General features: G+C 65.7%; 25 protein-coding genes. 10 read left to right on the top strand and 15 right to left on the bottom strand.

What is annotated here, in order from left to right; genetic code table 11:
• Positions 1–2: 2 nt before the first annotated feature.
• The 6 genes from QX070_RS18695 (at position 3) to mmsB (ending at position 6919) form a co-directional block, all read left to right on the top strand.
• A complete protein-coding gene (locus QX070_RS18695; protein WP_315738463.1) occupies positions 3–929 on the top strand; it encodes a Gfo/Idh/MocA family oxidoreductase in 927 nt (308 codons plus the stop codon).
• A gap of 4 nt (positions 930–933) precedes the next feature.
• Positions 934–2016: an aldose epimerase family protein gene (locus tag QX070_RS18690; protein WP_315738462.1), complete on the top strand. Its 1083-nt coding sequence runs from the start codon at positions 934–936 to the stop codon at positions 2014–2016.
• A complete protein-coding gene (locus tag QX070_RS18685; RefSeq protein ID WP_315738461.1) occupies positions 2013–2897 on the top strand; it encodes an SMP-30/gluconolactonase/LRE family protein in 885 nt (294 codons plus the stop codon). The genes QX070_RS18690 and QX070_RS18685 overlap by 4 nt, the downstream gene beginning before the upstream one ends.
• Before the next feature lie 108 nt (positions 2898–3005).
• Positions 3006–4076 carry a multiple monosaccharide ABC transporter substrate-binding protein gene (gene chvE, locus QX070_RS18680; protein ID WP_315738460.1) on the top strand — a complete coding sequence of 357 codons (1071 nt, stop codon included), beginning with the start codon at positions 3006–3008 and terminating at the stop codon, positions 4074–4076.
• An 80-nt stretch (positions 4077–4156) separates the two neighbouring features.
• A complete protein-coding gene (gene mmsA, locus QX070_RS18675) occupies positions 4157–5707 on the top strand; it encodes a multiple monosaccharide ABC transporter ATP-binding protein (RefSeq protein WP_315738459.1) in 1551 nt (516 codons plus the stop codon).
• A gap of 21 nt (positions 5708–5728) precedes the next feature.
• Entirely contained in the window at positions 5729–6919 is a 1191-nt protein-coding gene (gene mmsB, locus QX070_RS18670) for a multiple monosaccharide ABC transporter permease (RefSeq protein WP_315738458.1), read from the top strand.
• Between the two features lie 160 nt (positions 6920–7079).
• Here mmsB and QX070_RS18665 read toward each other — a convergent pair whose 3' ends face one another.
• The 5 genes from QX070_RS18665 to QX070_RS18645 form a co-directional block, all read right to left on the bottom strand.
• Positions 7080–8699 (bottom strand): rhodanese-like domain-containing protein, encoded by a 1620-nt coding sequence (locus QX070_RS18665; RefSeq protein ID WP_315738457.1) that lies wholly within the window; start codon positions 8697–8699, stop codon positions 7080–7082.
• A complete protein-coding gene (locus QX070_RS18660) occupies positions 8656–9246 on the bottom strand; it encodes a cysteine dioxygenase (RefSeq protein WP_315738456.1) in 591 nt (196 codons plus the stop codon). The genes QX070_RS18665 and QX070_RS18660 overlap by 44 nt, the downstream gene beginning before the upstream one ends.
• 71 nt (positions 9247–9317) lie before the next feature.
• The gene (locus tag QX070_RS18655; protein ID WP_315738455.1) at positions 9318–9479 is read right to left on the bottom strand and encodes a hypothetical protein; all 162 of its coding nucleotides are present in this window, start codon (positions 9477–9479) and stop codon (positions 9318–9320) included.
• Positions 9480–9571: 92 nt separating this feature from the next.
• Positions 9572–10090, bottom strand: a complete 519-nt coding sequence (locus QX070_RS18650; RefSeq protein WP_315738727.1) for a hypothetical protein — start codon at positions 10088–10090, stop codon at positions 9572–9574.
• Positions 10091–10366: 276 nt separating this feature from the next.
• Positions 10367–10771, bottom strand: coding sequence for a nuclear transport factor 2 family protein (locus QX070_RS18645; RefSeq protein WP_315738454.1), 405 nt, complete (start codon positions 10769–10771; stop codon positions 10367–10369).
• Between the two features lie 136 nt (positions 10772–10907).
• On the opposite strand from QX070_RS18645, the gene QX070_RS18640 reads away from it, so the two are divergent.
• Both QX070_RS18640 and QX070_RS18635 read left to right on the top strand, forming a co-directional pair.
• Positions 10908–12524, top strand: coding sequence for a flavin monoamine oxidase family protein (locus QX070_RS18640; RefSeq protein WP_315738453.1), 1617 nt, complete (start codon positions 10908–10910; stop codon positions 12522–12524).
• Positions 12525–12549: 25 nt separating this feature from the next.
• Entirely contained in the window at positions 12550–14268 is a 1719-nt protein-coding gene (locus tag QX070_RS18635; protein WP_315738452.1) for an ATP-binding protein, read from the top strand.
• Positions 14269–14273: 5 nt separating this feature from the next.
• Here the strand turns inward: QX070_RS18635 and QX070_RS18630 are convergent, their stop codons facing one another.
• The gene (locus QX070_RS18630) at positions 14274–14918 is read right to left on the bottom strand and encodes a glutathione S-transferase family protein (RefSeq protein WP_315738726.1); all 645 of its coding nucleotides are present in this window, start codon (positions 14916–14918) and stop codon (positions 14274–14276) included.
• Positions 14919–15109: 191 nt separating this feature from the next.
• Here QX070_RS18630 and QX070_RS18625 point away from each other — a divergent pair, with 191 nt between their 5' ends.
• Positions 15110–15553, top strand: a complete 444-nt coding sequence (locus QX070_RS18625) for a Rieske (2Fe-2S) protein (RefSeq protein ID WP_315738451.1) — start codon at positions 15110–15112, stop codon at positions 15551–15553.
• A 126-nt stretch (positions 15554–15679) separates the two neighbouring features.
• Here QX070_RS18625 and QX070_RS18620 read toward each other — a convergent pair whose 3' ends face one another.
• From QX070_RS18620 to QX070_RS18590, 7 genes are all read right to left on the bottom strand, one after another.
• On the bottom strand, positions 15680–15919 hold the full coding sequence (locus tag QX070_RS18620; RefSeq protein ID WP_315738450.1) for a hypothetical protein: 240 nt from the start codon (positions 15917–15919) through the stop codon (positions 15680–15682).
• Between the two features lie 22 nt (positions 15920–15941).
• Positions 15942–16256, bottom strand: coding sequence for a hypothetical protein (locus QX070_RS18615; RefSeq protein ID WP_315738449.1), 315 nt, complete (start codon positions 16254–16256; stop codon positions 15942–15944).
• Entirely contained in the window at positions 16253–16996 is a 744-nt protein-coding gene (locus QX070_RS18610) for an ankyrin repeat domain-containing protein (RefSeq protein ID WP_315738725.1), read from the bottom strand. Before QX070_RS18610 ends, QX070_RS18615 begins: the two co-directional genes overlap by 4 nt.
• A gap of 65 nt (positions 16997–17061) precedes the next feature.
• The gene (locus QX070_RS18605) at positions 17062–18705 is read right to left on the bottom strand and encodes a nitroreductase family protein (protein ID WP_315738448.1); all 1644 of its coding nucleotides are present in this window, start codon (positions 18703–18705) and stop codon (positions 17062–17064) included.
• A gap of 263 nt (positions 18706–18968) precedes the next feature.
• The gene (locus tag QX070_RS18600; RefSeq protein ID WP_315738447.1) at positions 18969–19172 is read right to left on the bottom strand and encodes a hypothetical protein; all 204 of its coding nucleotides are present in this window, start codon (positions 19170–19172) and stop codon (positions 18969–18971) included.
• A 4-nt stretch (positions 19173–19176) separates the two neighbouring features.
• Positions 19177–20139 carry a PDR/VanB family oxidoreductase gene (locus tag QX070_RS18595; RefSeq protein WP_315738446.1) on the bottom strand — a complete coding sequence of 321 codons (963 nt, stop codon included), beginning with the start codon at positions 20137–20139 and terminating at the stop codon, positions 19177–19179.
• Positions 20140–20352: 213 nt separating this feature from the next.
• Positions 20353–21633, bottom strand: coding sequence for a gallate dioxygenase (locus QX070_RS18590; protein WP_315738445.1), 1281 nt, complete (start codon positions 21631–21633; stop codon positions 20353–20355).
• Between the two features lie 135 nt (positions 21634–21768).
• On the opposite strand from QX070_RS18590, the gene QX070_RS18585 reads away from it, so the two are divergent.
• The gene (locus tag QX070_RS18585) at positions 21769–22689 is read left to right on the top strand and encodes a LysR family transcriptional regulator (protein WP_315738444.1); all 921 of its coding nucleotides are present in this window, start codon (positions 21769–21771) and stop codon (positions 22687–22689) included.
• Between the two features lie 19 nt (positions 22690–22708).
• On the opposite strand, the gene QX070_RS18580 is transcribed toward QX070_RS18585, so the two are convergent.
• Both QX070_RS18580 and QX070_RS18575 read right to left on the bottom strand, forming a co-directional pair.
• Positions 22709–23080, bottom strand: a complete 372-nt coding sequence (locus QX070_RS18580) for a signal transduction histidine kinase (protein WP_315738443.1) — start codon at positions 23078–23080, stop codon at positions 22709–22711.
• Positions 23071–23877, bottom strand: a complete 807-nt coding sequence (locus QX070_RS18575) for a sensor histidine kinase (RefSeq protein WP_315738442.1) — start codon at positions 23875–23877, stop codon at positions 23071–23073. Before QX070_RS18575 ends, QX070_RS18580 begins: the two co-directional genes overlap by 10 nt.
• Positions 23878–23935: the final 58 nt, after the last annotated feature.

Here is a 23935-nt window from a genome sequence, read left to right as displayed (position 1 = left end):
AGATGCGCGAGCTTCGTGTCGCCATCGTGGGCTTCGGCAAGATCGCCAGGGATCAGCACGTGCCGGCGATCGCCGCCACCGAGGGCGTGACGTTGACGGCAGTGGCGAGTCGCAATGCCTCGCTGCCCGGCCTGCCGCATTTCGGCACGATCGAGGAGCTGCTGCGCGACGGACCCGAGATCGACGCGGTCGCGCTGTGCACCCCGCCGCAGGTGCGCCGTGCGCAGGCGCTCGCCGCGCTGGAAGCCGGCAAGCATGTGATGCTGGAGAAGCCGCCGGGCGCCGCCGTCAGCGAGCTCGATCCGCTGGTCGCGCTTGCCGCCGCGAAGCGGCGCACGCTGTTCGCGACCTGGCATTCACGTTACGCGCCCGCCGTCGAGCCGGCGCGCGCGTGGCTGTCTTCCCGCCAGATTCGCAGCGTGCGGATTGACTGGAAGGAGGACGTGCGCGTCTGGCATCCGGGGCAGGGCTGGATCTGGGAGCCGGGCGGGTTAGGGGTGTTCGATCCCGGAATCAACGCGCTGTCGATCCTGACCCGCATTCTGCCAGAGCCGGTGTTCGTGACCGAGGCGGAACTGTCGTTCCCGTCCAACCGCCAGGCTCCGATCGCGGCCAACCTGTCACTGTCGACGGCGAGCGACCTGCCGATCGCGGCCGAGTTCGACTTCCGCCAGACCGGGCCGCAGAGCTGGGACATCCGGATCGAGACCGACGCAGGCCAGTTGAAGCTGTCGCTGGGCGGCGCGCGGATGACCGCGGACGACCAGCCGATGGTCGACGAAAGGGAGCGGGAGTATCCCGGCCTCTACCGTCGCTTCGTCGAACTCACAAGGACCGGTGCGAGCGACGTCGATCTGACGCCGCTGCGGCTGGTGGCTGACGCTTTCCTGCTCGGTCGCCGCCACGTCGTCGAGCCGTTCGAGGACTGACGCCATGGCGGAGCAGGCACGGATCACCCGGGATGTCTTCGGCACGCTGCCGGACGGCCGCGAGGTCGAGCGCGTCACCTTGCGTGGCGCTCACGGTTTCGAGGCGCGGATCATCACTTACGGCGCGGCGCTGCAGGCGCTGCTGGTGCCGGATGCGCAGGGCCGCGTCGACGACGTCGTGCTCGGCCACGACGACCTGCTGAGCTACCTCAAGCTCCGGAAATTTTTCGGTGCAACGGTCGGACGCTACGCCAACCGTATTGCCAAGGCGCGCTTTTCGCTCGACGGTCAGGACCTGCGCCTCGACGCCAATAATGGTGCGCATGCATTGCATGGCGGCCCCGACGGCTTCGACCGCAAGCTCTGGCAGATCGTCGCCACCGAAGACGGCGCCCAGCCCTCGGTCACGATGCTCTATGTCAGTCCCGACGGCGAGGCCAACTATCCGGGGCGGCTCGACGTCCGTGTCACCTATCAGCTGACGGGACCGACGGAGTTGGCCGTCAGCTTCAGCGCCCGGACGACCCGGACGACGATCGTCAACCTGACCAACCACAGCTTCTTCAATCTCGACGGCCTGGCCGCCGGCACCGGCATTCTCGATCATCGTTTGACAGTCGAAGCCGACCACTATCTCGCGATCGACGAGACTGCGATCCCGCTGGCGGGGCCGCCGCATTCCGTCGTGGGGACGCCTTTCGATTTCCGCGACGCGCATCCCATTGGTGCGCGCATCCGTGCCGACGATGCGCAGATCAAATGTGGCCGCGGCTATGATCATAATTTCTGTCTGCGCGACGGCTCTGGCGTGCGTTTCGCGGCCCGGCTCGAGTCGCCGCGCTCCGGGCGGATCATGGAGTTGCTCACCGATCAGCCTGGCTTGCAGGTCTATTCAGGCAACTATCTTGACGGGACCGTGAGCGGCAAGGGGCGTGTCTATCGTCAATCCGACGCGCTCTGCCTGGAGCCGCAGGTCTGGCCTGACAGTCCGAACCGTCCGGATTTTCCAAGCGCGCGCCTTGGGCCCGACGACGTCTATGAGCACGAGACCGTGTATCGCTTCTCAACCGCGGGAGCGCCCAGATGATCGAGCAGGTGCCGACCACGATCCTCTGCGACGAGCGCTGCCATCTCGGCGAGGGGCCGACCTACGATCCCCACACCGACACCGCCTGGTGGTTCGACATTCGGGAGGGCCTGCTGTTCGAGGCCAAGATCGGCAGCGGCGAAGTCCGCCGCCACGGGCTCGGCAGGATGGCGAGCGCGCTCGGCCGCATCGATGCCGACAGGCAGCTGATCGTGGCCGAGGACGGACTCTACATCCGCAGCGTCGCCGACGGCGCGCTGTCGCTGCATCTGCCGCTCGAAGCCGACAATCAGGCGACGCGGTCGAACGATTCGCGGGTCCATCCCTCCGGCACGTTCTGGATCGGCACCATGGGCCGCAACGCCGAATGCGGCCTGGGCTCGATCTATGCGCTGCATCGCGGCGAGATCATCCGGTTGTTCCCCAACGTCACCATTCCCAACGCGATCTGCTTCTCGCCGGATGGCGCGATCGGCTATTTCGCCGATACGGATGAGAACGTCCTCTACCGTGTCGCGCTCGACCCGGAGACGGGCCTGCCGCGCGGCGCGCCGGAGGTGCTGCTGCGCCATGCCGGTCCCGGCGGCCTCGATGGCGCCGTCGCCGACGCGGAGGGGCGGATCTGGAACGCCCGCTGGGGCGGTGGTTGCGTCGACGTCTACAGCCCGCAGGGCGAGCATCTGCGCTGCATCGCGGTGCCAGCCAGCCAGGCGAGCTGCCCGGCCTTCGTCGGTCCCGATCTGTCGCGCTTGCTGGTCACGTCGGCCTGGCAGGACATGGACGAGCCGGCCAAGGCGGCCGACCCCGGCCATGGCCAGACTTTCCTTCTTGACGTCGGCGCTCACGGTCGCGCCGAGCCCGACGTCAAGCTGTCGATCTGAGAGGAGGAACAATCAGTCAAGCGTCGTTCAGCCTAACAGCTAACTGGTATCAAGATACGCAATCGGGTATCTCTTGTCCAAATTCGAAAATCCAAAGGGAGTGAAGACATGTCGAGAATGAAGACCATCATGGCCGCCGCCCTGGCCGGCCTCGGCGCGATCGCGCTGTCCAGCGCCGCACTGGCCCAGAGCAAGGGGACCGTCGGCATCGCGATGCCGACCAAATCCTCGGCGCGCTGGATCGACGACGGCAACAACATCGTGAAGGTGCTGAAGGAGCGCGGCTACACCACCGACCTGCAATATGCCGAGGACGATATTCCGAACCAGCTCTCGCAGATCGAGAACATGGTGACCAAGGGCGCCAAGGTGCTGGTGATCGCCGCGATCGACGGCACCACGCTGTCGGACGTGCTGAAGCAGGCCAAGGCCAAGGGCATCACCGTGATCGCCTATGACCGCCTGATCCGCGACACGCCGAACCTCGACTACTACGCGACCTTCGACAACTTCCAGGTCGGCGTGCTGCAGGCGCAGTCGATCGTGGACAAGCTCGGGCTGAAGGACGGCAAGGGGCCGTTCAACATCGAGCTGTTCGGCGGCTCGCCGGACGACAACAACGCCTACTTCTTCTACAATGGCGCCATGTCGGTGCTGCAGCCCTATCTCGACTCCGGCAAGCTCGTGGTCGCCTCCGGCCAGAAGGGCATGGACAAGGTTGCGACCCTGCGCTGGGACGGTGCCACCGCCCAGGCCCGCATGGACAACTTGCTCAGCGCCTATTACGGCAACAAGCGTGTCGATGCGGTGCTGTCGCCCTATGACGGCCTCTCGATCGGCATCATCTCGTCCTTGAAGGGCGTCGGCTATGGCAGCGGCAACCAGCCGATGCCGGTCATCTCCGGCCAGGACGCCGAGGTGCCGTCGGTCAAGGCGATCCTGCGCGGCGACCAGTACTCGACCATCTTCAAGGACACCCGCGACCTCGCCAAGGTGACCGCCGACATGGTCGATGCTTCGCTGAGCGGCAAGGAAGTCAAGGTCAACGACACCAAGACCTACAACAACGGCGTCAAGGTCGTCCCGGCCTATCTGCTCAAGCCGGTCGTGGTCGACAAGAGCAACTGGGAGAAGGTCCTGATCGAAGGCGGCTACTACAAAAAGTCGCAGGTCGAGTGATCTCATGGCCGGCGAGCGCGGCCATGCGCTCGCCGGCTCCTCTTATCTCAACGACTTCAAGTGTTGCGGGATACAGCGCGATGACGGCAATCCTCGAGATGCGCAGCGTCAGCAAGAGCTTCGTGGGCGTGCAGGCGCTCCGCGACGTCAGCTTTACGGTCGCGGCGGGCGAGATCCACGCCCTCGTCGGCGAGAATGGCGCCGGCAAGTCGACCCTGATGAAGGTGCTGAGCGGCGTCTATCCCTACGGCCGCTATGAGGGCCAGATCATTTTCGAAGGCGAGGAGCGGCGCTTCCGTGACATCAACGATTCCGAGGCGCTCGGCATCATCATTATCCACCAGGAGCTCGCGCTGATTCCGCTGATGTCGATCGCCGAGAACATCTTCCTGTCGCATGCGCCGTCACGCTTTGGCGTCATCGATCGCGACGAGGTCTACCGGCGCACCCAGCAATTGCTGGCTCAGGTGGGATTGAAGGAATCGCCGGATACGCTGATCACCGATCTCGGCGTCGGCAAGCAGCAATTGGTCGAGATCGCCAAGGCGCTGTCCAAGCGCGTCAAGCTCTTGATCCTGGACGAGCCGACGGCGAGCCTGAACGAGGCCGACAGCCAGGCGCTGCTCGACCGCCTCGTCACCTTCCGCGAGCAGGGCATCTCGTCGATCCTGATCACGCACAAGCTGAACGAGGTGGCCCGCGTCGCCGATCGCATCACGGTGCTGCGCGACGGACGCAGCGTCGACAGCATCGATTGCCGCGCCGAGCCGGTCCTGGAGGACCGGATCATCAAGAGCATGGTCAATCGCGACATGGCGCACCGCTTCCCTGAGCGGCAGCCGAAGATCGGCGAGCCCGTGTTCACGGTCGAGAACTGGTCAGTCTACCATCCGCAGCATACCGACCGCCAGGTAATCAAGAACGTCGATTTCCAGGTGCGCCGTGGCGAGATCGTCGGCATCGCCGGCCTGATGGGCGCGGGGCGCACCGAATTCGCCATGAGCCTGTTCGGCCGCTCCTGGGGCGTCAACATCACGGGCCGCGCCCGCCTCGAAGGCCACGACGTCACTCTCAACAGCGTACCGGCCGCGATCGACGCTGGCCTCGCCTATGTCACCGAGGACCGCAAGCAGCTCGGCCTGATTCTGGCCGACGACGTGCGCAAGAACATCACGCTGGCGAGCCTCGCGCAGGTCGCGCCGAACGGCGTGATCGACGACATCGCCGAGCTCAAGGCGGCGTCCGGCTACCGCGGCCGGATGCGGATCCGCTGCTCCGACGTCTATCAGGAGGCCAGCCAGCTCTCCGGCGGCAACCAGCAGAAGGTCGTGCTGTCGAAATGGCTGATGACCGATCCCAAGGTCTTGATCCTCGACGAGCCGACGCGGGGCATCGACGTTGGCGCAAAGTATGAGATTTACTGTATCATCCAGGAGCTCGCGGATGCCGGCCGGGGTGTTGTCGTGATCTCATCGGAGATGCCGGAGCTGCTCGGAATCTGCGACCGCATCTGCGTGATGAATGACGGCGCCTTCGTCGGCGAGTTCGCCGGGCCGGAGGCGACGCAGGAAAAGATCATGCGCGCCATCATGCGTAATGAAACCATCAAGAACCAGGAGACGGCCGCGTAAGCGGTCGGGAGGACGCCAGCAATGACCGACAAGACGGTTTCGCTCCCGGAGGAGAAGTCGCATAGCGGCTTCCTGAAGAACAATCTGCGCAGCTACGGCATGCTGCTGTCGCTGTTCGTGATCATGCTGTTCTTCCAGTTCATGACCGACGGCACCCTGCTGCAGCCGCTCAACCTCACCAACCTGGTGCTGCAGAACAGCTATATCGTCATCATGGCGCTGGGCATGCTGCTGGTGATCGTGACCGGGCACATCGATTTGTCGGTCGGCTCGGTTGCGGGCTTCGTCGGCGCCGTCGCCGCCGTGCTGATGGTGCGCTATCACGTCGACTTCCCGCTTGCGATCATCGCCTGCCTGATCGTCGGCGCCGCGATCGGCGCCGCGCAGGGTTATTGGGTGGCCTATTTCGGCATTCCGTCATTCATCGTCACCTTGGCGGGCATGCTGGTGTTCAAGGGCCTGGCGCTGGCGCTGCTGCAGGGGCAATCGGTCGGGCCGTTCCCGGGTACGTTCCAGAAGCTGTCGTCCGGCTTCATCCCTGAGTTCATGCCGAGCGCGGCGCATCTTTATCCCACGTCGCTCGCGATCGGCGCGGTGCTGACGCTCATTCTGGTCTATGCCAGCGTCAAGGGCCGTGCGCGCGAGGTGGAGCACGGCATCGAGGTCGAGCCGTTCGGCTTCTTCGCTGCCAAGAACGTCGTGCTGGCCGGCGCACTGATGTATTTCACCTATCTGATCGCCTCGCATCGCGGCCTGCCCAACGTGCTGGTCATCATGACCGCGCTGATCGCGCTGTACGGCTTCATGACGCGCCGCACCGTGGTCGGCCGGCAGATCTATGCGGTCGGCGGCAACGCCAAGGCCGCCAAGCTGTCGGGCATCAAGACCGAGCGGCTCGTGTTCATGACCTTCGTCAACATGGGTGTGCTGGCGGCGCTGGCCGGCCTGATCTTCGCCGCCCGGCTCAACACCGCGACGCCGAAGGCCGGCCTCGGCTTCGAGCTCGACGTCATCGCGGCCTGCTTCATCGGCGGTGCCTCGGCCTATGGCGGCGTCGGACGGGTCGGCGGCGCTGTCATCGGCGCCATGATCATGGGCGTGATGAATAACGGCATGTCCATTCTCGGCGTCGGCATCGACTATCAGCAGGTCATCAAGGGCCTGGTGCTGCTCGGCGCCGTCTGCATCGACGTCTACAACCAGCGCCGTTGAGTTCGGCGCGCAGCTCCCGGTGAAGCTGTAACGACCTAGGGAGCAAAGCGACGCCGAAGGCGGCGCCTGCCCACCACGTCTCGCGACCCGCGTGAAAGCGGTGGGCACGCGGCATTCGCGTCGCGAATGCGGCTTTGCCCACCCTGCGCATTCACCAGAACTACACCACGTGGAAATTCGACACGCTGTCATTGGCGAGCTGAGCGACGAGTTGCAGCTCCCAGTCGATATAGGCCTGCATCGCTTCGGCGGCGTTGTCGGTGCCCTCATAGGGACGCTTGTAGACGTCGTCGGCAAGCGAGATCCATGAGGACCGATCGCTCTCCAGCACATGCCCGGCAGCCGTCCAGGCGCGCGTGCCGCCGGTGAGCACTCGGAGCTCACGCGTCGTCGCGGCACGTGCATCCGCAAGCGCAAACGCGGCTTCGCTGCCGTCGTTGCTGGTCAGCACGATCGGACCGTCGCCGGGCAGCTTGGCGAGATCATCCGCAAAGCGCGACGCCAGCACGAAATGTGCGCCCGGAATGTGTCCGGCCTTGTAGCTCGGACTGCGCGTGAGATCGACGATCGTCCACGCAGCGGGATCGGCCGCGAGTTGCTCGGCGCTGATTGCCGCGTCGCCAAGCTGCGGCAGCGGCGGTCGGCGTGCGGCGCGGATTTCCGTTTCGGTCGCTCCAACGACATCCGGTCCCACGACCGCCACGTCCCAGCCCATCTGCTTCAGCCATGACGCCGTCATGCGTGCGCGCACGCCGTCATCGTCGAACAGCACCAGACGGGCGCCGCGCACGCCCACCCACTCGTCGGTCGCCTGCACCAGCTGGCCGCCCGGTGCCGACGCGAAGCCGGTCGGATGGCCGGCGGCATGTTCCTCGGGCGTGCGGACGTCGAGGCAATACAGCGTGCGCACCCCGGCTTCGGCCTGATGGCGCGCGAATGTCGCGGCATCGAGCACGCCGACGCCGACGCGCTCGGCCCAGGCCTTGGCATCAGCCAGCGCGGTCGCGTAGCTCGTCCGTGGCCGCTCCAGGACGCGCGCGGTCTTGCCGCGCTCGACCTGATGGCCGGCAAGTGTCCAGCCGATCGTGCCGTTGCGCAACGCATAGATCTTGTTCGGCAGCCCGGCATTGATCAGCGACTGCGTGCCGATGATCGAGCGCGTGCGTCCGGCGCAGTTGACGATGATCGTGGTGTCGGGCGACGGCGCGACCTCGCGCGCCCGAAACGCCAGCTCGCCGCCGGGGACGCTGACCCCGCGCGGAATGCTCATGGTGCGATATTCCTCGAAGCGGCGGGCATCGAGCACGACCAGGTTCGACTCGCGCTCGATCAGCGCCTTGGCGTCGTCGGCCGACAGCGACGGCGTGTGCCGGATGGCCTCGACCAATTCGCCGAACGCCTTGCTCGGCACGTTGACGTCCCGGAACACCTCGCCATGGCGCGCATAGCCCGACAGCCCGCCAGCGAGCATCGCGACGTCGGTGTAGCCCAGTGCATGAATGCGCGGCACCGCGCGGGCGGCATAGCCTTCGCCATCATCATAAACGACGACGGCTACATTCAGACGCGGCACGAGGTCGAGGATGCGCAGCTCGATCTGCGACAGTGGCAGCGACACCGCGAAGAACGGGTGCGACAGCGAATAGGGGCCTTCCTCGCGGACGTCGAGCAGTGCCACCTCCTCGCCGGCGCGCCAGCGCCGCCGCAACTCGGTCGGTGTGATGATGCGGAGACCGTCAGGCGGCGGTGCGGTCGGGCCAGAGGTTGGGGACGGTGTCATTCGAATATCCGGAAATGAAGTCTCGGGCGGCGCTGGTCTCCGCATCGTACACCGTGCGGCGGATGCGGCCGATATTGCCGCCATAGACGTGGATGCTGATCGAGGAGCGGTCCGCCAGACCGTTGGAGATCGCGTGGATGTCGCCAATGTGTGGCGATACCGCGGCCGTTTGTCCAGCCCGCAGCCGCTCCGGCGCAGCCTCGCGCAACGTGCCGTCCGGCTGCCGCGCATAGCTGACCGAGAGTTCCTCGCCGCGCAGCACGCCGACGAGGCCCCAGACGCGATGGTCGTGCACCGGCGTGCCCTGGCCGGGGCCCCACACGAAGCTCACGATGGAGAACCGATCGAGCGGATCGGCATACAGCAGATATTGTCGGTAGCGGCCGCCGTCGGCGACCGCAAAGGCCTGAGGCAGCCAGTCGTCATGCGCGACCAGCTCCTTCAGTTTCGGTGCGAGCGCGGCGAGCAGCTCCGGCTCGTTTGTCGTGCTTGCGACGAGGCGTGCCGTATCGGCGACGAAGTCGCGGAAGCGCGCAATGTCAGTCATGTCGGGCTCGTGTCGTATCGAGGCGGGAGGCCGCCGATGGGCGGCGCGATGGGCGAGGGATCTGGTCCCACTCAGACGTGAGGGCCGAGCATCGCGATGTAGAACAGGTCCTCATTGGACAACTCGGCGGCCGGGCGCCGGGTGAGGATGTCGTGCGCTTTGAGACGGCTGTCAGCGCGCCCTTGCGGCAGCAAATGACCGAGCCAGCCTCCGAACCATGAGACGTAGCGCATGAGAGTCTCCGCGCGGATTGATTACGTCCTTGATATCATGCCTCGACCGGCATCGAACAGAGCCCGGCACGGCTCCGCATCACTTTGGCAGATCATGCCTGCTGAAGCGCCTCGCCGGCAAATTCCTTTTCCGCATCGTACGCGTCGCGCTGCTCTGCTTCTCCATCGGTCGCGTCTGCGCCGGCATTCCGGCCCGTCAGGCTTTCGTGCCAATGGGTGCGGAATGCCATCCATGATGCGTGATCCTGGAAGGCAACCTCGGCGAACCACTCGACCGTGACGGCGCCGCTCGGCCAGTAGCGTTCCTGGTCATGCCAGCACACGACAGGCCAGCGCGGATTGCGGTAGGAGCGGCCGGTCTCATCATGCAGCGATGGCCGGCCGAGATGATCGATCAGCCATGACATCACCTCGGGCAGGAACGTGGCGGCAAACGACACGCCATGGCGGCCGAGCCGCTGCGGCATGCGCATGACGCGCTGATCGATGATGGCGAAGGCCGGCGGCACCGCGCCGACATTGAACTGGCGGATCATCAGCAGGCGGAAGCCGCAGTCGCAGAGCTCGGCAGGCACGGCATGGATCGCCGTCGGCTGAAGTGGAGCCGCGATGTTCATACCAGTGCTCCCTGCGCCTGTCCGAGCGCGAGGTCGATGGCGTGCTGCAACGCTGTGCGCGTCGGCACATCGCTGCGTTTCAGATAGGCGGTCAGAACGCGTGCCATCCCTGCCTCCCGTCGGCATCTGCACGTTGCTGGTCTCAGCCTGCGCAGATCGCCTTGCGCGGAGACGGACATTCGACCCGAATCCGACGCGACGAAAATCAACAATCCCCGACATTGCTGCCGGTCAGGGAGGGTAGATCAAATTTCGTGCCAGATGCGGCGATCAGTGGAGACGATGGCCGTCGGCGTCGTGTTCCGGCGTCGCGAGCTGCGCGATCGGGCTGGATTGGTGGTGGATCATCCGCCAGGCGCCGTCGATGCGGGCGAAGTGATTGGCCGCCGCGAGCGCCGCGCCGTCCACCAGCTCGATGCAGAGCACGTGGCCATGATCGCCGTCGGCGATCGCGTGCGGGTCCGCGCAGACGATGTTCGGCCGGCCTGGGTTGGCGAGGATGTCGCGCCAGCTGCCGATCACGGCGGCGCGGCCAACGATCGCCGGCCAGCCCGGATGAATGCAGGAGATGCCGTCGCGATCGGCCCAGAGGGCAACGAGTGCCGCGAAATCGCCGGCCGTGAAGGCAGCATAGAAGGCCGCATTGGCGGCCAGGATCTCGCGCTCGTCGCTCATTGTGATGGCGTGAGCCAAGCCGGTGCGAAAATCAAGCAATGTTTGGAAACGCACATCCACTGGTGCGCAAAAACTTGCAAGCTTCTTGCAGGACCCGGTCGAGACGCGATCGCAACGCATCAGCCGAGGTCCTGCCATGCTCGAAACGGCCATTGTCGGAGGTGGATTGTGCGGAATGGCACTCGCGCGCAGCCTGCAGCAGCGCGGCAGCACGTTCGCTTTGTTCGAAGCCCGACATCGCCTGGGCGGACGTGTGCTGTCGGTCAGGAGCAAGGCGGGGCTTGCGCTGGACCTCGGCCCGACCTGGTTCTGGCCGGACACCCAGCCGCTGCTGACCGGCCTGATCGCGGAGCTCGGCCTGTCCGACTTTGCCCAGCACGATGACGGCACGGTTCTTCATCTGAAGGAGGCGGACAAGTCGGCCGAGCAGATCGGCGGGCCGCCGGTCCACCAGGGCGCGCGCCGGCTCTCCGGCGGCATGACGAAGCTGGTCGAGGCGCTGGCGCGTGATCTGCCGCAGCCCTTCATCCATCTCGGCCATGAGCTGGTGCGCATCGTCGATTGCGGCACGCATGTGCGGCTGATCTTTGCCACATCAACGGAATCGGTCGCGATCGAGGCCAAGCGCGCCGTGCTCGCGCTGCCGCCGCGGCTGCTGATCGATCACGTCGGCTTCTTTCCCGAGCTGGACGACGCGACCTTCGATGCGATGCGCGGTGCCGAGACCTGGATGGCGGCGCAGGCCAAGGTCGTGATCGCCTACGACCAGGCGCATTGGCGCGACCAGGGGCGGTCCGGCAATGCGTTCGTCAGCCACGAGCAGGCCGTGATCGGCGAGATCTTCGACGCCTGCGATGCCGGCGGCGACCGTGCTGCGCTCGGCGGCTTCCTCGCCTTCTCGCCCGATCTGCGCGCGACCTTCAGTGTCGGGCTGCCGCTGCTGATGGACAGCCAGATGGTGCAGCTGTTCGGCTCCGCGCTGGAAGGCGGCGAGCAGCACTATCAGGACTGGGCGGCCGAGCGCTTCACCTGCGGCGCATTGGATCGCACCACGCCGCGCGGCGAGCACAGCGAGATCGCCAATCCGATGCTGCGGCGGGCGCTATGGGACGGGCGGCTGCACCTCGGTGGCGCCGAGACCGCAAGCCACGCGGCCGGTTATCTCGAAGGTGCCCTGAACGCCGCCAAGCGCATCGAGCGTGCGATGGCCCGGAGCATGGGCGAGATCGCCGGGCCGCGGCCGGCCGTGGCGATCGGCGACGGGCTGTCGGGCAACGCAGCGAGCCTCGCCTGGTTCGGCGCCTGGGTCGCCGCGCAGCGTGATGCCGCGTTCGACGATTATCGGCAGCGGCTCAACCGCAGCCTCGCTACGCAGCAGCGCGAGCAACTGACCCAGCTCGCTGTTCTCGGAGCCACCGAGGGGGTGTTCGCGGCGGCGCTGCAGGTGCTGGACGCACTGACCTTCGACATGCGCGACGTCGCCGTCGAACGCGGGCGCTCCGCCCTGATGCCGGAGATCCAGAAACCGTTCCGCGATGTCATGCAGTCGCTGCTCGACGATGCCATAGCCTTCAATCGCACCTCCTGCGCGCTGTCGAACTTTCCGTTCGAGCACAAGCCGTCGAAGGACTACGTGCAGACGATCCTGCGCGACATCGCCGCCGCCTGGCAGGAGTTCTCGCTCGCCGCCAACCGCCTGCTGCTGGCAAAGGCGGAAGATGTGATGCGCACGCCGACGAGAATGTCGTCGTGAGTCCGACAGCGTCGAGGTGCGACCGATGAAGCTGCAGATCGAACGTCCGACCATCCTGGCGATGGCGGCGGCCTTCCCGCGTCTGGCCTCGTTGACGGAGCAGCTGCGTTTCGGCGACAAGGTCGAGGTCAATATGGCGCAACTCGCGACCGCCGAGCTCGACTTCCTGCGCGACAGCTACCAGAAGGCCGGTCCCGAATGGCACGCCCGTGCGGCGCAGATCGCCACTCTCCAGCGCGCCTTTGCCGATTCCGGCGCCCGCTTCTCCGAGCACGAACTGGAATCGGTGCTGCCGGCGATTGCGCGCTACCTGATCTCGGACGCCATCCGCGGCTGGATGTTCACGGCCAACGTCGCCAGCCGGCCGCTGCCCTATGTCGTGACGCGACTCGACTACACCGCACCGTCGAATGACGAGGCCGGCCGCGTCTTCATCGAGCTCAAGGCCAACGCCAAGGGCGCGATCACCACGTCCACTCTGCGCATCTCCGCCGGCGACATCGTCGGCAGGACGGTCGCCGAAATCTTCGCCGCCAAGGGCTTCCTCAAGGAAACACCCGAGCTGATATCCGCCTATGACGAGACGGCCGAGCGCTATTTCGCCTGGCGCGGCCGCTACGGAGCGCAGTTCTCCGGCCGCGGCATCGGCTTCTTCGCCGATGATCCGAACTCCTCGCATCGCGACATGGACTGGTCGCGCAAGGACGTGATCGTGCTGTCGTCCGGCGGCGGCAGCGCGCGGCTCGTCAACGACGAAGGCATTCTCACCGAGCGGGCGCTGACGCTCGAGGTCACGGGCGACATACTCGGGCAGTACCTGCGCAAGGCTGCCAAGAGCAATCTCTATGACGCCGAGCAGGAGGTCGAAGAATCCAGGGCGGCGATCCCGAAGGGCATCTTCTGCCGCATTCCCGTCCATCCCTATATGCTGATGTTCCATCTCGACCTGCACCATTATCTCTGGGTGCATGCCGACGACATGGTGCCCTACGCCTATCAGCCCGAGCTCAAGCAGAAGCTGGTGCTGCCGGAGGAGCAGACCGACCTGATCGACATCCTCACTGCCGAGATGGACCTCTTGATGGACGACATCGTCGCCGGCAAGTCCGGCGGCACCACCGTGCTGTGCGCGGGGCCGCCCGGCGTCGGCAAGACGCTGACGGCGGAGGTCTACGCCGAGATCATCGGCCGGCCGCTGTACCGCGTGCATTCCGGTCAGCTCGGGCTGAACGTCGCGGCGATGGAGAGTGCGCTGAAGGATGCGCTGACGCGCGCGCAGCGTTGGGGCGCGGTCATGCTGATCGACGAGGCCGACGTCTACATCAAGCGGCGCGAGGACGACATGACGATGAATGCCGTCGTCGGCGTATTCCTGCGTGTGCTGGAATATTTCAACGGGCTCTTGTTCCTGACCACCAATCGCATCGACGACATCGATGAAGCGATCGTGTCGCGCTGCATCGCGCTGATCAAGTTCCAGGCGCCGGACGCGCAAGCGCGCGGCCGGATCTGGCGGGTGATGTGCGCGCAGTTCGGCTTGAACGTCGATGCCGGCTTGGTGGAGCTGCTGGTGGACACGTTCCCGGGCGCGTCAGGCCGCGACATCAAGGGGCTGGCAAAGCTGGTCGCCAAATATTGCCACCACAAGAGCGTCCGCCCGACCATCGAGGTCTTCCGCCGCTGCGCCATCTTCCGCGGCATCGATCTTGGCGACCACGAGCTGCTGCCGGAGGCCGCGGAGTAGATCGGCTACAACTGGCTGGCCTGCCCCAAGGTCGCCGGATTGTACCCTTCCTCGCGCAGCACCCGCTGCACGACCGGGCGCGCGAGCATGCGGCGGTAGTGCGCGAGCAGGTTGGCCGGCAGCGCAATGCCGGTCTTGTCGGCCCAGAACTCGACATAGAACAGGATCGGATCGGCGACCGAGAATTCGCCGCCGAGATAGGACTGCCCGTCGAGCATCTTGTTCAGGATCGCAAAGCCCTTCACGACGATGTTGCGGCCGAGCGCGCGCACCGACTCCTGGTCGGCCTCGTTGCGGCTGAAGGTCGGCGTGGCGAAGATGCGCGCGAAGCCGTGGCCATGCACCGTTCCGGCAATGTAGCTCATGGCTTCGAGCAGCCGCGTTTCGGTCTCGATATCCGAAGGCCACAATCTGGCGCGCGGCCTGGAGCGGCCGAGCCAATAGGCAATCGCCGGCACTTCCGTCAGCACGCTGCCCTCGCTGCGCACCAGCGCCGGAATCGTCGATTTCGGGTTGATGGCCACATAGTCCGGTTTGAAATTGTCGCCGGCCGGCAGGTTGACGATATGGGCCTCGAACACCTCCTCGAGCTCTTCCAGAATGATGTGGATGCCGGTCGAGCACGATCCCGGCGTCATGTAGAATTTCATCGCGGCCATCATTGTCTCCAAGCCGACATCGCGCGTGTCTTCGATGCCTACGGCATGCTTCATGCAAGGATCGGGACAGATCGAGAATGATGCGCCGTGGCTCGACACGTCGGGCTGCTGCCGTCAGGTTTGCGACAGGAGACGTCATCGCGGTCCCGTATCTCCGTCGCGCCGGTCAGGGAGCGCCGCGCATGACGGAACGTGAGCCGGAAATCTTCGTGATCTGTCCGACCGCCGGCATCGCGCCGGGTGAAGCCAAGGCGTTCAGCCTGTCGCGGATCGGCGACAATGGCGAGGCGCGGCCGTTTCCTATCGTGATCATCCACACTGTGTCCGGTGGCTTTGTCGGCTACGTCAACTGCTGCCCACACGAGGGCAAATGGCTGAACATCGGTAGCGGCCAGTTCTTCAATCCGGATCGGACGCTGCTGCGCTGCGGACGGCATGGCGCAACGTTCGAGATCGACACCGGGCTGTGCAACGCCGGTGCCTGCGCAGGGCAGAGCCTGGAGCCGATTGCGCTCGCTGTCATCGACGGCGAGGTCTGCCTGTGCGGCGTCGCGCTGGTGGAAGATATTCCCGACCCGTTCGACGACCTCGACGAGACCATGGAGATCATGATCCACCCGGATTGACGGATGGGGTTTCCAACGTCATTGCGAGGAGCGAAGCGACGAAGAAATCCAGAATCCTACCTGAGCCCTGGATTGCTTCGCTTCGCTCGCAATGACACTCACTACGTGATGTCGTTCGGCGGACCCTCAGAACCCATCCGCCTTCTTGCCCCACGGATGGGTACCCGACACAAGCTGTGCCTTGATGCCGGCCTTGTCGACATCGGCCCGGGTTCTGAAAAAGGTCGCCTCGTGCACCAGCGTGCCGTTCTTGGTCGTCACCGCGACATAGCGCGCGACAGTGTCGATGTCGCACAGATATCCGCCGCCGGGATCGGCGGCACTGCGCAGGTTGCCATCCCAGTCTACGAAGAATCCTTCACTCATCTCTTTCTCCAACCTCGTTCAGTCAGGTCTCGGGCTGATCGGCGACGAGCTGCGCATAGGCGCTCTCGACGATGGCCCAGCAATGCAGCAGGCGCTGATGTTCGGCCTTGCCGATGCTCACCGTCTCGCCATGATCGTCGGCTGCAGCCGTCGCCGCCTGCAGCGCATCGAACAGCGCCTTCTCGAGCTGGTAGATGCGCTCGCTGGCGCGTTCCAGATAAGGAATGGGATTGGCGTGGACATTGGCCTCGTGCAGCGCATCGAGGCTGAGCAGCGTCCGGAAGCGGCGCTCGACCTGGCGCTGCTGCATGCCGAAATCGTGCTCGATGACGGTCACGGCCGGACCTCGGGCGCGGGCGCCTTTGAAGCCGCCGCCTTGGCCGCATTCCGCAGCAGGTTCAGGCATTCGAGCGAAGCGGCCATGTCGAGCGCGGAAAAACCGTCGAGCGTCTCGGTGCGGATGTCCGCGCCCTTGGCCAGGAGATGCGCGACCACATCGGCCTTGCCGGAGGAGGACGCATACATCAGCGCTGTCGCACCATTGTCGTTGCTGTTGTCGAGATCGATGCCGGCCTCGACCAGCGCGTCGATGGCGTCGAGATGCCGGCCGACGCAGGCGAGCCACAGTGCGTTATTGCCGTCCGCGTTCCTGGCGGCGATGTCGGCGCCGGCAGAGAGCAGCTCGCGGATGACGCCGACATTGCCGAGATGCGCCGCCTTCATCAGCGGCGTGGTCCGATTGGCGATGATGGCGTCGATGTCGTCAGCGGGAAAGCCCTGGGCGGCGAGCCACGCCGCCAGGACCGGACTGACGTTCGCCGCGCCGCTCCGCGCGGGACAACGCTGGCGCCACGCCTCATAGCCGCCGTCGAGGCTATAGACCTCAGTGAAGCCGAAATCGGAGAAGGTCTGCGCGTAGTCCTGGCTGGCGTTGCCGTGATAGCAGTAGATCAGGATCGGCGCGCGCCTGCTCGTGCCGGCGATCATCTCGGCGAGATTGCGCTGGGTGAGATGCCGCGCGCCGGCCATATGCGCGGTGTCGAACGAGGCGGTGTCGCGGACGTCGAAGCGCAACACATCGTCGCGCTGCAGCAGCTCGGCTGCGTGGTCGACATCGATGCGCTGAAACGGAATACGCGGTCTCATGGCAGGACTCCCGCTTCATTGCGCGTTCGGCCGGGATAGGCCGCCAGCGTCGTGATGCGATCATCGGTCAGGGGACGGCCGACCGTGAAGTGATAGAGCACCTGGAACTGCTCTCCGACCACGCCGAGCATCTCGTGCACGGAGTCGTCGAAGAAGCAGCCGATGCCGGTGCCGCGCAGGCCCGCCGCCTCGGCTTCGAGGTAGAGCACGTGGCCGATCAGGCCAGCCTCCCAATGCAGTTGCCGATAGCGCCACGGATGGTCGCTGACGGCCGGCGTGAACTCGGCGAGCATCGCCATCGCAAAGCAGCCGTCGCCCGCGATCGCCTGGTGACAGCTAGCGGTGCGGATCACGCCGCGGCTGTCGGTCGGCAGCAGCCGGAACAACGGCAGATGATCAGGCACGCGCTCGACCGGCTGCCAGTCGAAGTCGGGACGCAGCGCGCGCCGCAGGCTGGTCTCCGCCTCGCTGCCGCGCGGCAGCGCATAGAGCCCGGGCGTGAGCCCCTCGACGCGATGGACGAATAGCAGCGGATGCAGCCGCGACGCGAACGGCCAGATGGTCCATGGCGGCGTAGCGCGCGGCAGCAGCGCGTCGAGAAGGTGAAGCAACGTTGCGAGATCCATCGTGAACCTGGCGTCGAAGCGTTGCGCGCTGCGACGACCGAGAATGAGCTCGGCCGCACGCGCCTGTGATTGCCGCGTCAGCGGCGGGCACCGCCACGGAGTGGAGATCGCATCCTGCGCCGCGCCGGCCGTGGCCGCGCTCACCTCGGGGATGATGGGCCAGCGGTAGAGCGGATGGCGATCGAGCCGGTTCGCCTGACCTTTCCACGTGTCGTCGATCGTGGCGAGTGATGGCAAACCGGCAGGCGATCGCGAGCTCGCATCGCGCGGCGCGATCGCGAGCAGCACATCGGCATTCTCGGTCTCGACGCCGGCGAAATCATCCGCGCGATCGAGTCCCATCAGCGCTGCGAGTCTCGCACTGTCGATGCCGTCGATCACGCGCGCGTACCAGCCGAGCGCAGCGGCGGCGTAGCTGACGGCGCCGATCGCATGTCCGAGGTCGAGCTGGCAGTAGCGGAACGCGCGCTCGCCATATTTCCACGCCTCGCGCCAATGGATCGAGGACAGCGCGAGCCAAAGCCGCGGCTCGCCATGCGATGGCCTGCCGCGGCGGCAACGTTGCTCCAGCACGTGATCGCGGCTGACATAGTGATGAAGACCGTCGCTGAGCCCTGTCACATTCTCCGCGATGACATAGGCCTCGGTCGGATGCAGATTGCCGCTGGAGGGATTGCAGCGCAACGCCCAGCGGTCCGGGCCGTACTCCTTCCAGGCCGCCAGCCCGAACGACAATTCCAGCAGCAGCGCGACGCCGTCGATCGTCAACGGCTGGACCGGCGCCGTGGCGTCGCAGGCATCGGCGAAGCTCACGGCGAGACGGTCCGAGGTCAGCGGCAGATCGGTGCGCGGGCTGCCGGCGAACTCGCGGAACGGATTGGGCTGCGCGTCCCAGTCCAGCGTCTCCGGCCCCGCCGCATAGCGCTTGAGGCTGTGCTTGGTGCGGGCGTGATAGGCCAACGCGATGTCGGCGGCGGCTGGAACGTCCGCCGTGCCGGACTGTGACACGGACATGCTTCCTCACAAGGCGCGACCTGCGCGTTCGCGCATGTTGGACGGTCGCTTGGTGACTGCGTCAGGCGGAGCAAAAAACGTTCCGAACAGCCGCAACTGCTTCCCCGTCGTTCTGAGCCCGTTGGGCGCAGGCCCGGAATTCAGAGCCACGGCCGGCGGATATGGATTCTGGGCTTGCCGCTGCGCGTCGCCCCGGAATGACACGCCGACACAGCGTGTCCGATTCCGAACAGCGCGATCAGAACTGTCCGCTTCTCGACATATCAATGCCGGTGCGTGGTGCCCGATGCGCTGTCGTCGATCAGCACGGCGACCTTGGCCGCGATCGACAGCCACGCCCGATGCGCGGCGATCTTGTGGCCGAGCCTGAAGCCGTCGGCCATGCGGGCCGCGAACGCAGGCCCGTCGGTCCCATGCTGTTGCGCGATGATCCACGCGGTCTGCCACAGATCGGTCTCGGTCGTCACGGTGCTAGAGATCCAGCACCAGCCGGTCGCCCTTGCCGCGCGATACACAAGGCAGGAAGTAACCTTCGGCACGTTGCGCCGCCGACAGGCGCTTGTCGCGATGGTCGACCTCGCCCTCGACGACCCTGGTCTTGCAGGTGCCGCATAGGCCCTGCTCGCAGGAGGTCGCGATCTTGACGCCGTTCTCCTCGAGGAACGCGGTCACGGTCTTGTCGCCGGGGATCTTGAAGGTCGCGCCGGTGCTCTTGATGGTGACGTCGAACACCTTGTCGAGCAGCGCCGCGGCCGCCTTCGCGGTGAAGCGCTCGGCATGGATGCGCTCCTCGGCAAATCCCTTCTGCTTGGCCAGCGCGACGATCGGATCCATCCACCAGTCGACGCCGCAGATGAACAGCTGGGTGTCGTCGGGCCGGTCCGCCAGCAGCTCGGCGGCCTTCAGCAGCTGATTGTCCTCGGTGGCTTCCTTGTAGTATGTCGTATCTTCGGCGAAGGCCGAGGCCTCGATGGTGCTACGGAACGAATCCGGCGACATCAGCGCGAACACGTAGTGCAGCTCGAACGGGATGTTCTTCGCCTTCAGCGTATCCGCGATCGACAGGATCGGCGTGACGCCGATGCCGCGCGCCACGAGCAGCGCGCGCTTGGTGTCCTTCGGGATCTTGAAGCGGTTGCGTGGGCGGCTGACCTGCAGCTTGTCGCCTTCGTTGATATCGAGATGCAGCGCCTTGGAGCCGCCGCGGCTGTTGGCATCCTTCCACACGCCGATGCAGTAGCGATTGCGTTCGGCGGCGCTGTTCAGCAGCGAATATTGCCGTGTGAGTCCGTTGGGAAGGGTGACGTCGATATGGCTGCCGGGGGTGAAGCCCGGCAGCGGCTGATCGTCCGCCGGGACAAGTTCGAATGACGCCATGTTGTGCGCCTCGATGGCCTTCCTGGCCACGACGACGGTGTGCAGGCTGTCGGACATCTGACAACTCCATCTTGCGAACCGGCTCATGAGAGGCCGATGCAAGGGGAGGGCCAAGCGGCGTTCGCCGCGGGGCGCGGCGGCTTTTCGGCTTGTGCACGCTGCGACGAGCGCAAGGTCCTGGAGCGCTGGGCCAAGGCGCGCGGCATCAACGCCGGAGACATGACCTGCGTCGCCGCTGCGGGGCGGCGGCGCGGGTCGTGCGTGCCAATGTCAATGGGCGTCGATCGCGTCCGCCTTGGCGCCGCCGGCGACGGAGTAGCGCATCGGCACCTTGCGGGTCTTCAGAAAGGCTTCCAGCGTCTCGCCGCGAAACGCCGCATAGACCTCCGGGTTGGAGACGCCGATCACGGCGGCCATCTTCTCCAGCACGAAGAAGCTGACGCCGCGTCGGATCATCTCGATCCAGCGGCGGTTCTTGATGAGCTCGCGCTCCTCGTCCGTGAGACGGTGCTCGTCCGCCAGTGCGTCGAATTCCGCAACGAATCTCTTGCGATGCGCGGGGATGACGAGCCGGTGCAGGAAGTCGTTGATGCGGAAATTGGCCTGGCTGCGGCCATGGGTGAACGGGTAGGTGCCGGTCAGCATCTCCGCGCCCGCGAGTTCATGGCCGATGTGTGCGCGATAGGCCGCGACCTCCTGCGGTTCGGGCGCGCCGCCGAGATCCTCGAACACCAGCGTGGCGATGTTGGTCACCGACGGTGCGTAGGTCTGCTTGTGCACGAGCCTCACACTGTCCGAGAGCGCACCGCGCATGATCAGCCACATGATGACCTCGGCACCTTCCATGCCGCCCTTGACCGCGTAGTCGGCGATGCGCATCGCCGTCAGCTGCTCCGGGTCGTTCTCCAGCAGATCGAGGAATTCGTTGTCCCAGTCTTCGTTGAGAAAGCCGGCGCGCTCGCCGTGAACCTGGTGCGACAGCCCGCCGGTGGCGAAGATGGCGACCTTCAGGTCTTCCGGATAGCTCTCGATCGCCTTGCGCAGCGTCTTGCCGAGCTTCCACATCCGCTTCGCATTGGGAATCGGCAATTGCAGCACGCCGACTTGCAGCGGCACCACCATGCCCGGCCACGGGCCGCTGGCATCGCCCATCATCGACAGCGGCGACAACAGGCCGTGATCGACCGGCTTGCCCTGGAAGAACGACATGTCGAACTCGTCCGCCATCATCGCCATCGCGATGTGCTGCGACAGGCCGAGGTGGCCCTTCGCCGGCGGCACGTCGCGCGGTCCGCCGCCTTCGTCGGCGGCGATATACCGGTCGTCAATGCCGAGCGCGAAGGCGGAGTAGTGATCGAAGAAGAACGAGGTGATGTGATCGTTGTAGATCATGAACAGGACGTCGATGTCCTTCTGCTTCACCCAGTCGCGCACGACTGCGAAGCCGTCGAAGATCGGCTTCCAGGCCGGGTCGTTCTGCTTGTTGGTGTCGAGTGCGAAGCCGATGGTGGGCGAGTGCGAGGCGCCGATGCCGCCGATGATCCGGGCCAAGTGTCCCTCCGCGAAATGGGCCGCCGTGGACTGTGACCCGCGGCCGTGCTGGGACGGACCTTACGAAGTTTCCCATGCTAGACAATCATGCTAACGTGCACGGATCGTTTCTCTCGATGAACGAGCGGCTCTAGGATGAAATGGCGGATCGAGGACATTCCGGTGTTCCATGCGGTGGTCGCGACCGGCGGCATGACCGGCGCCTCGCGGTCGCTGGGCATGCCGAAATCCTCGGTCAGCAAATCGGTCGCCCGGCTCGAGCAGGATCTCGGCATCCGGCTGTTCGACCGCAACTCGCGGCGCGTCCGGGTGACCCGCGAGGGCGAGCTGTTCTTCCAGCAATGTCAGAAGATCCTGGATCAGGTCTCTGAGGCCGACGCGGTCATGACCGGGCTGGTCGGCGTGCCCAGCGGCCGACTGTCCGTGGCGCTGCCGCCGGCATTCTGCGAGGAGATCCTGGCGCCGCAGCTCGCCGAATTCCACCGCCGCTATCCGCGCATCGAGCTCGATGTCGAGGCGACCACGCGGGCGATCGACATGCTGGCCGACCGCTTCGACATCGCGGTCGTGGTCGGCGTGCAGGAGAATTCCGAACTGGCGCAGAAGGTGCTGATCGGCGGCCGCCTGATCTGGGTGACCAGCCCCGCTTATCTCGCCGCGCACGACATCGGCGACGACGTCCGCGCGCTGGAGCGCCATCTCATGATCTGCGAGCGGCGCTATGGCGACCGCACCCTGATGATCAAGCAGCACGGCCATCTCGTCCGCTTCGACGTCGGTGCGCATGTCGCCCGCATCAACAATCCGCTGGCGGTGCGCCGCGCCGTCGCCCACGGCGCCGGCATTTCCTTTCTGCCGGAGCACTATTGCGTCGAGCTGCTCGGCGAGGGCCGGCTGGTCGAGATCGGCAGGGGGGTCGCGTTCGACACTCGCGCCGCCCAGCTGACCGCGATCTTTCCGAGCCGCAAGCTGATCTCCTCGCGCGCCCGCGCCTTCCTCGACTTCCTCGAGGAGATCTGCGCCGCGTCCGCGCACACCCTGATCGGTCAGACCTGAGGTGCGCCGTCCGTCTGCCTCACGCAAGCCGATGGAATGACGGCGGCAATGGCTCTCGCACCAGCTCGCTCAGATCGAGCGTTTCACCGCTGTCAGCGATATCCGAGAACAACACCTCGATGAAGGGATGCTGACGGTTGGATGCGGCGCCGCGCCGATATTTCCTGCTCACGATCCGCTCGATCGCAGCAAGGTTCAATTTTCCCAGCGCATTGTATTGGACACGAAACAGGCTCTGCCGGCCGCCCGTGTGCTCGATCGACTCGGCCCAGATGTCCATCACCTTGCGGCTGACGAAGGCCTCGACGCCGACGGCGCCATCCTGGGCGAGCAGGCGCAATCCGTCCATCGTATGCGGCTGCTCATCGACGCTAAATTGGCTCAGCGACATCGGAGATCCCTTTCTGTTGCGTGCATCGGCGGTCTCACGGGAGAGTCGAGAACGGCGATCGGCGCGTCGAACGTGTAGGAGAGCCCTGACGGCGCATAGGTCAACTGAACCTCGCCGCCGAGCTGCACGCCGAGCGTTTCGATCAGCCGGGTTCCGAAGCTTCGGCTGGCGGGCTGTTGAACGACCGGGCCGTGTCTTTCGGTCCAGGCGAAGCGGACCCGGCGTTGGTCGACAGTCCACAGCAGATCGACGCGTCCTTCCGGCACGGACAGCGCACCGAACTTCAGGGCGTTCGTGCACAGCTCGTTGAGCGTCATCGCGATGGCGATGACGGCATCCGGCGTCACCAGCACGTCGGGCCCGGTGATCGCAAAGCGTGAGTCGTCGGGCGTGTCGAAGGCCTGGACGGACGTACGGATCACCGTGCGGAGATCGCCGCTGGACAATTTCGCTTGCAGGAGGAGATCGTGTGCCCGTCCGAGGGCCAGGAGCCGCCCGGAGATGGCATGCTGTGCATCCTTGGTCGCCGGCACGTTGCGGAGGCTCTGGGAGACGATGGCGGTGACGGTCGCGAGCGTATTCTTGATGCGATGGTGCAGCTCCTCGAGAATGAGCTTTTGCAGCCTGCTCGCCGTCTCGCGTTCTCTCGCCTCGATTTCGGCCTGCTCGGACCGGGTCTTGGCATTGCTCTCGGCCTCGACGAGCAGGCGCTTCAGCCCGATGATTTCCGTCAGCAGAAAGTCGGGATCCACGACCGTGCCGTGAGGAGGCTCTGTGGTGAGGTTGATCTCGAGCATTGGCTGACATGTCCTTGTACCGGATGCCGCCCTCGGAGGGCACGATGGTACGCAGGAG

Origin of the sequence: Bradyrhizobium sp. SZCCHNR1093, assembly GCF_032381175.1 — a bacterium.
In the GTDB taxonomy this organism is placed as follows: Bacteria; Pseudomonadota; Alphaproteobacteria; order Rhizobiales; family Xanthobacteraceae; genus Bradyrhizobium.
This window is presented reverse-complemented; position numbering and strand designations above follow the sequence as displayed.

Bases quoted from the DNA above. Each gene is read 5' to 3' on its own strand.
- QX070_RS18605 (WP_315738448.1), bottom strand. From the start codon at position 18,705: ATGTCCGTGTCACAGTCCGGCACGGCGGACGTTCCAGCCGCCGCCGAC.
- QX070_RS18620 (WP_315738450.1), bottom strand. From the start codon at position 15,919: ATGAGTGAAGGATTCTTCGTAGACTGGGATGGCAACCTGCGCAGTGCC.
- QX070_RS18645 (WP_315738454.1), bottom strand. From the start codon at position 10,771: ATGAGCGACGAGCGCGAGATCCTGGCCGCCAATGCGGCCTTCTATGCT.
- QX070_RS18630 (WP_315738726.1), bottom strand. From the start codon at position 14,918: ATGAAATTCTACATGACGCCGGGATCGTGCTCGACCGGCATCCACATC.
- QX070_RS18640 (WP_315738453.1), top strand. From the start codon at position 10,908: ATGCTCGAAACGGCCATTGTCGGAGGTGGATTGTGCGGAATGGCACTC.
- QX070_RS18635 (WP_315738452.1), top strand. From the start codon at position 12,550: ATGAAGCTGCAGATCGAACGTCCGACCATCCTGGCGATGGCGGCGGCC.
- QX070_RS18690 (WP_315738462.1), top strand. From the start codon at position 934: ATGGCGGAGCAGGCACGGATCACCCGGGATGTCTTCGGCACGCTGCCG.
- QX070_RS18585 (WP_315738444.1), top strand. From the start codon at position 21,769: ATGAAATGGCGGATCGAGGACATTCCGGTGTTCCATGCGGTGGTCGCG.
- QX070_RS18685 (WP_315738461.1), top strand. From the start codon at position 2,013: ATGATCGAGCAGGTGCCGACCACGATCCTCTGCGACGAGCGCTGCCAT.
- mmsA (WP_315738459.1), top strand. From the start codon at position 4,157: ATGACGGCAATCCTCGAGATGCGCAGCGTCAGCAAGAGCTTCGTGGGC.
- QX070_RS18660 (WP_315738456.1), bottom strand. From the start codon at position 9,246: ATGACTGACATTGCGCGCTTCCGCGACTTCGTCGCCGATACGGCACGC.
- QX070_RS18695 (WP_315738463.1), top strand. From the start codon at position 3: ATGCGCGAGCTTCGTGTCGCCATCGTGGGCTTCGGCAAGATCGCCAGG.
- mmsB (WP_315738458.1), top strand. From the start codon at position 5,729: ATGACCGACAAGACGGTTTCGCTCCCGGAGGAGAAGTCGCATAGCGGC.
- QX070_RS18625 (WP_315738451.1), top strand. From the start codon at position 15,110: ATGACGGAACGTGAGCCGGAAATCTTCGTGATCTGTCCGACCGCCGGC.
- QX070_RS18580 (WP_315738443.1), bottom strand. From the start codon at position 23,080: ATGTCGCTGAGCCAATTTAGCGTCGATGAGCAGCCGCATACGATGGAC.
- QX070_RS18595 (WP_315738446.1), bottom strand. From the start codon at position 20,139: ATGTCCGACAGCCTGCACACCGTCGTCGTGGCCAGGAAGGCCATCGAG.
- QX070_RS18665 (WP_315738457.1), bottom strand. From the start codon at position 8,699: ATGACACCGTCCCCAACCTCTGGCCCGACCGCACCGCCGCCTGACGGT.
- chvE (WP_315738460.1), top strand. From the start codon at position 3,006: ATGTCGAGAATGAAGACCATCATGGCCGCCGCCCTGGCCGGCCTCGGC.
- QX070_RS18575 (WP_315738442.1), bottom strand. From the start codon at position 23,877: ATGCTCGAGATCAACCTCACCACAGAGCCTCCTCACGGCACGGTCGTG.
- QX070_RS18655 (WP_315738455.1), bottom strand. From the start codon at position 9,479: ATGCGCTACGTCTCATGGTTCGGAGGCTGGCTCGGTCATTTGCTGCCG.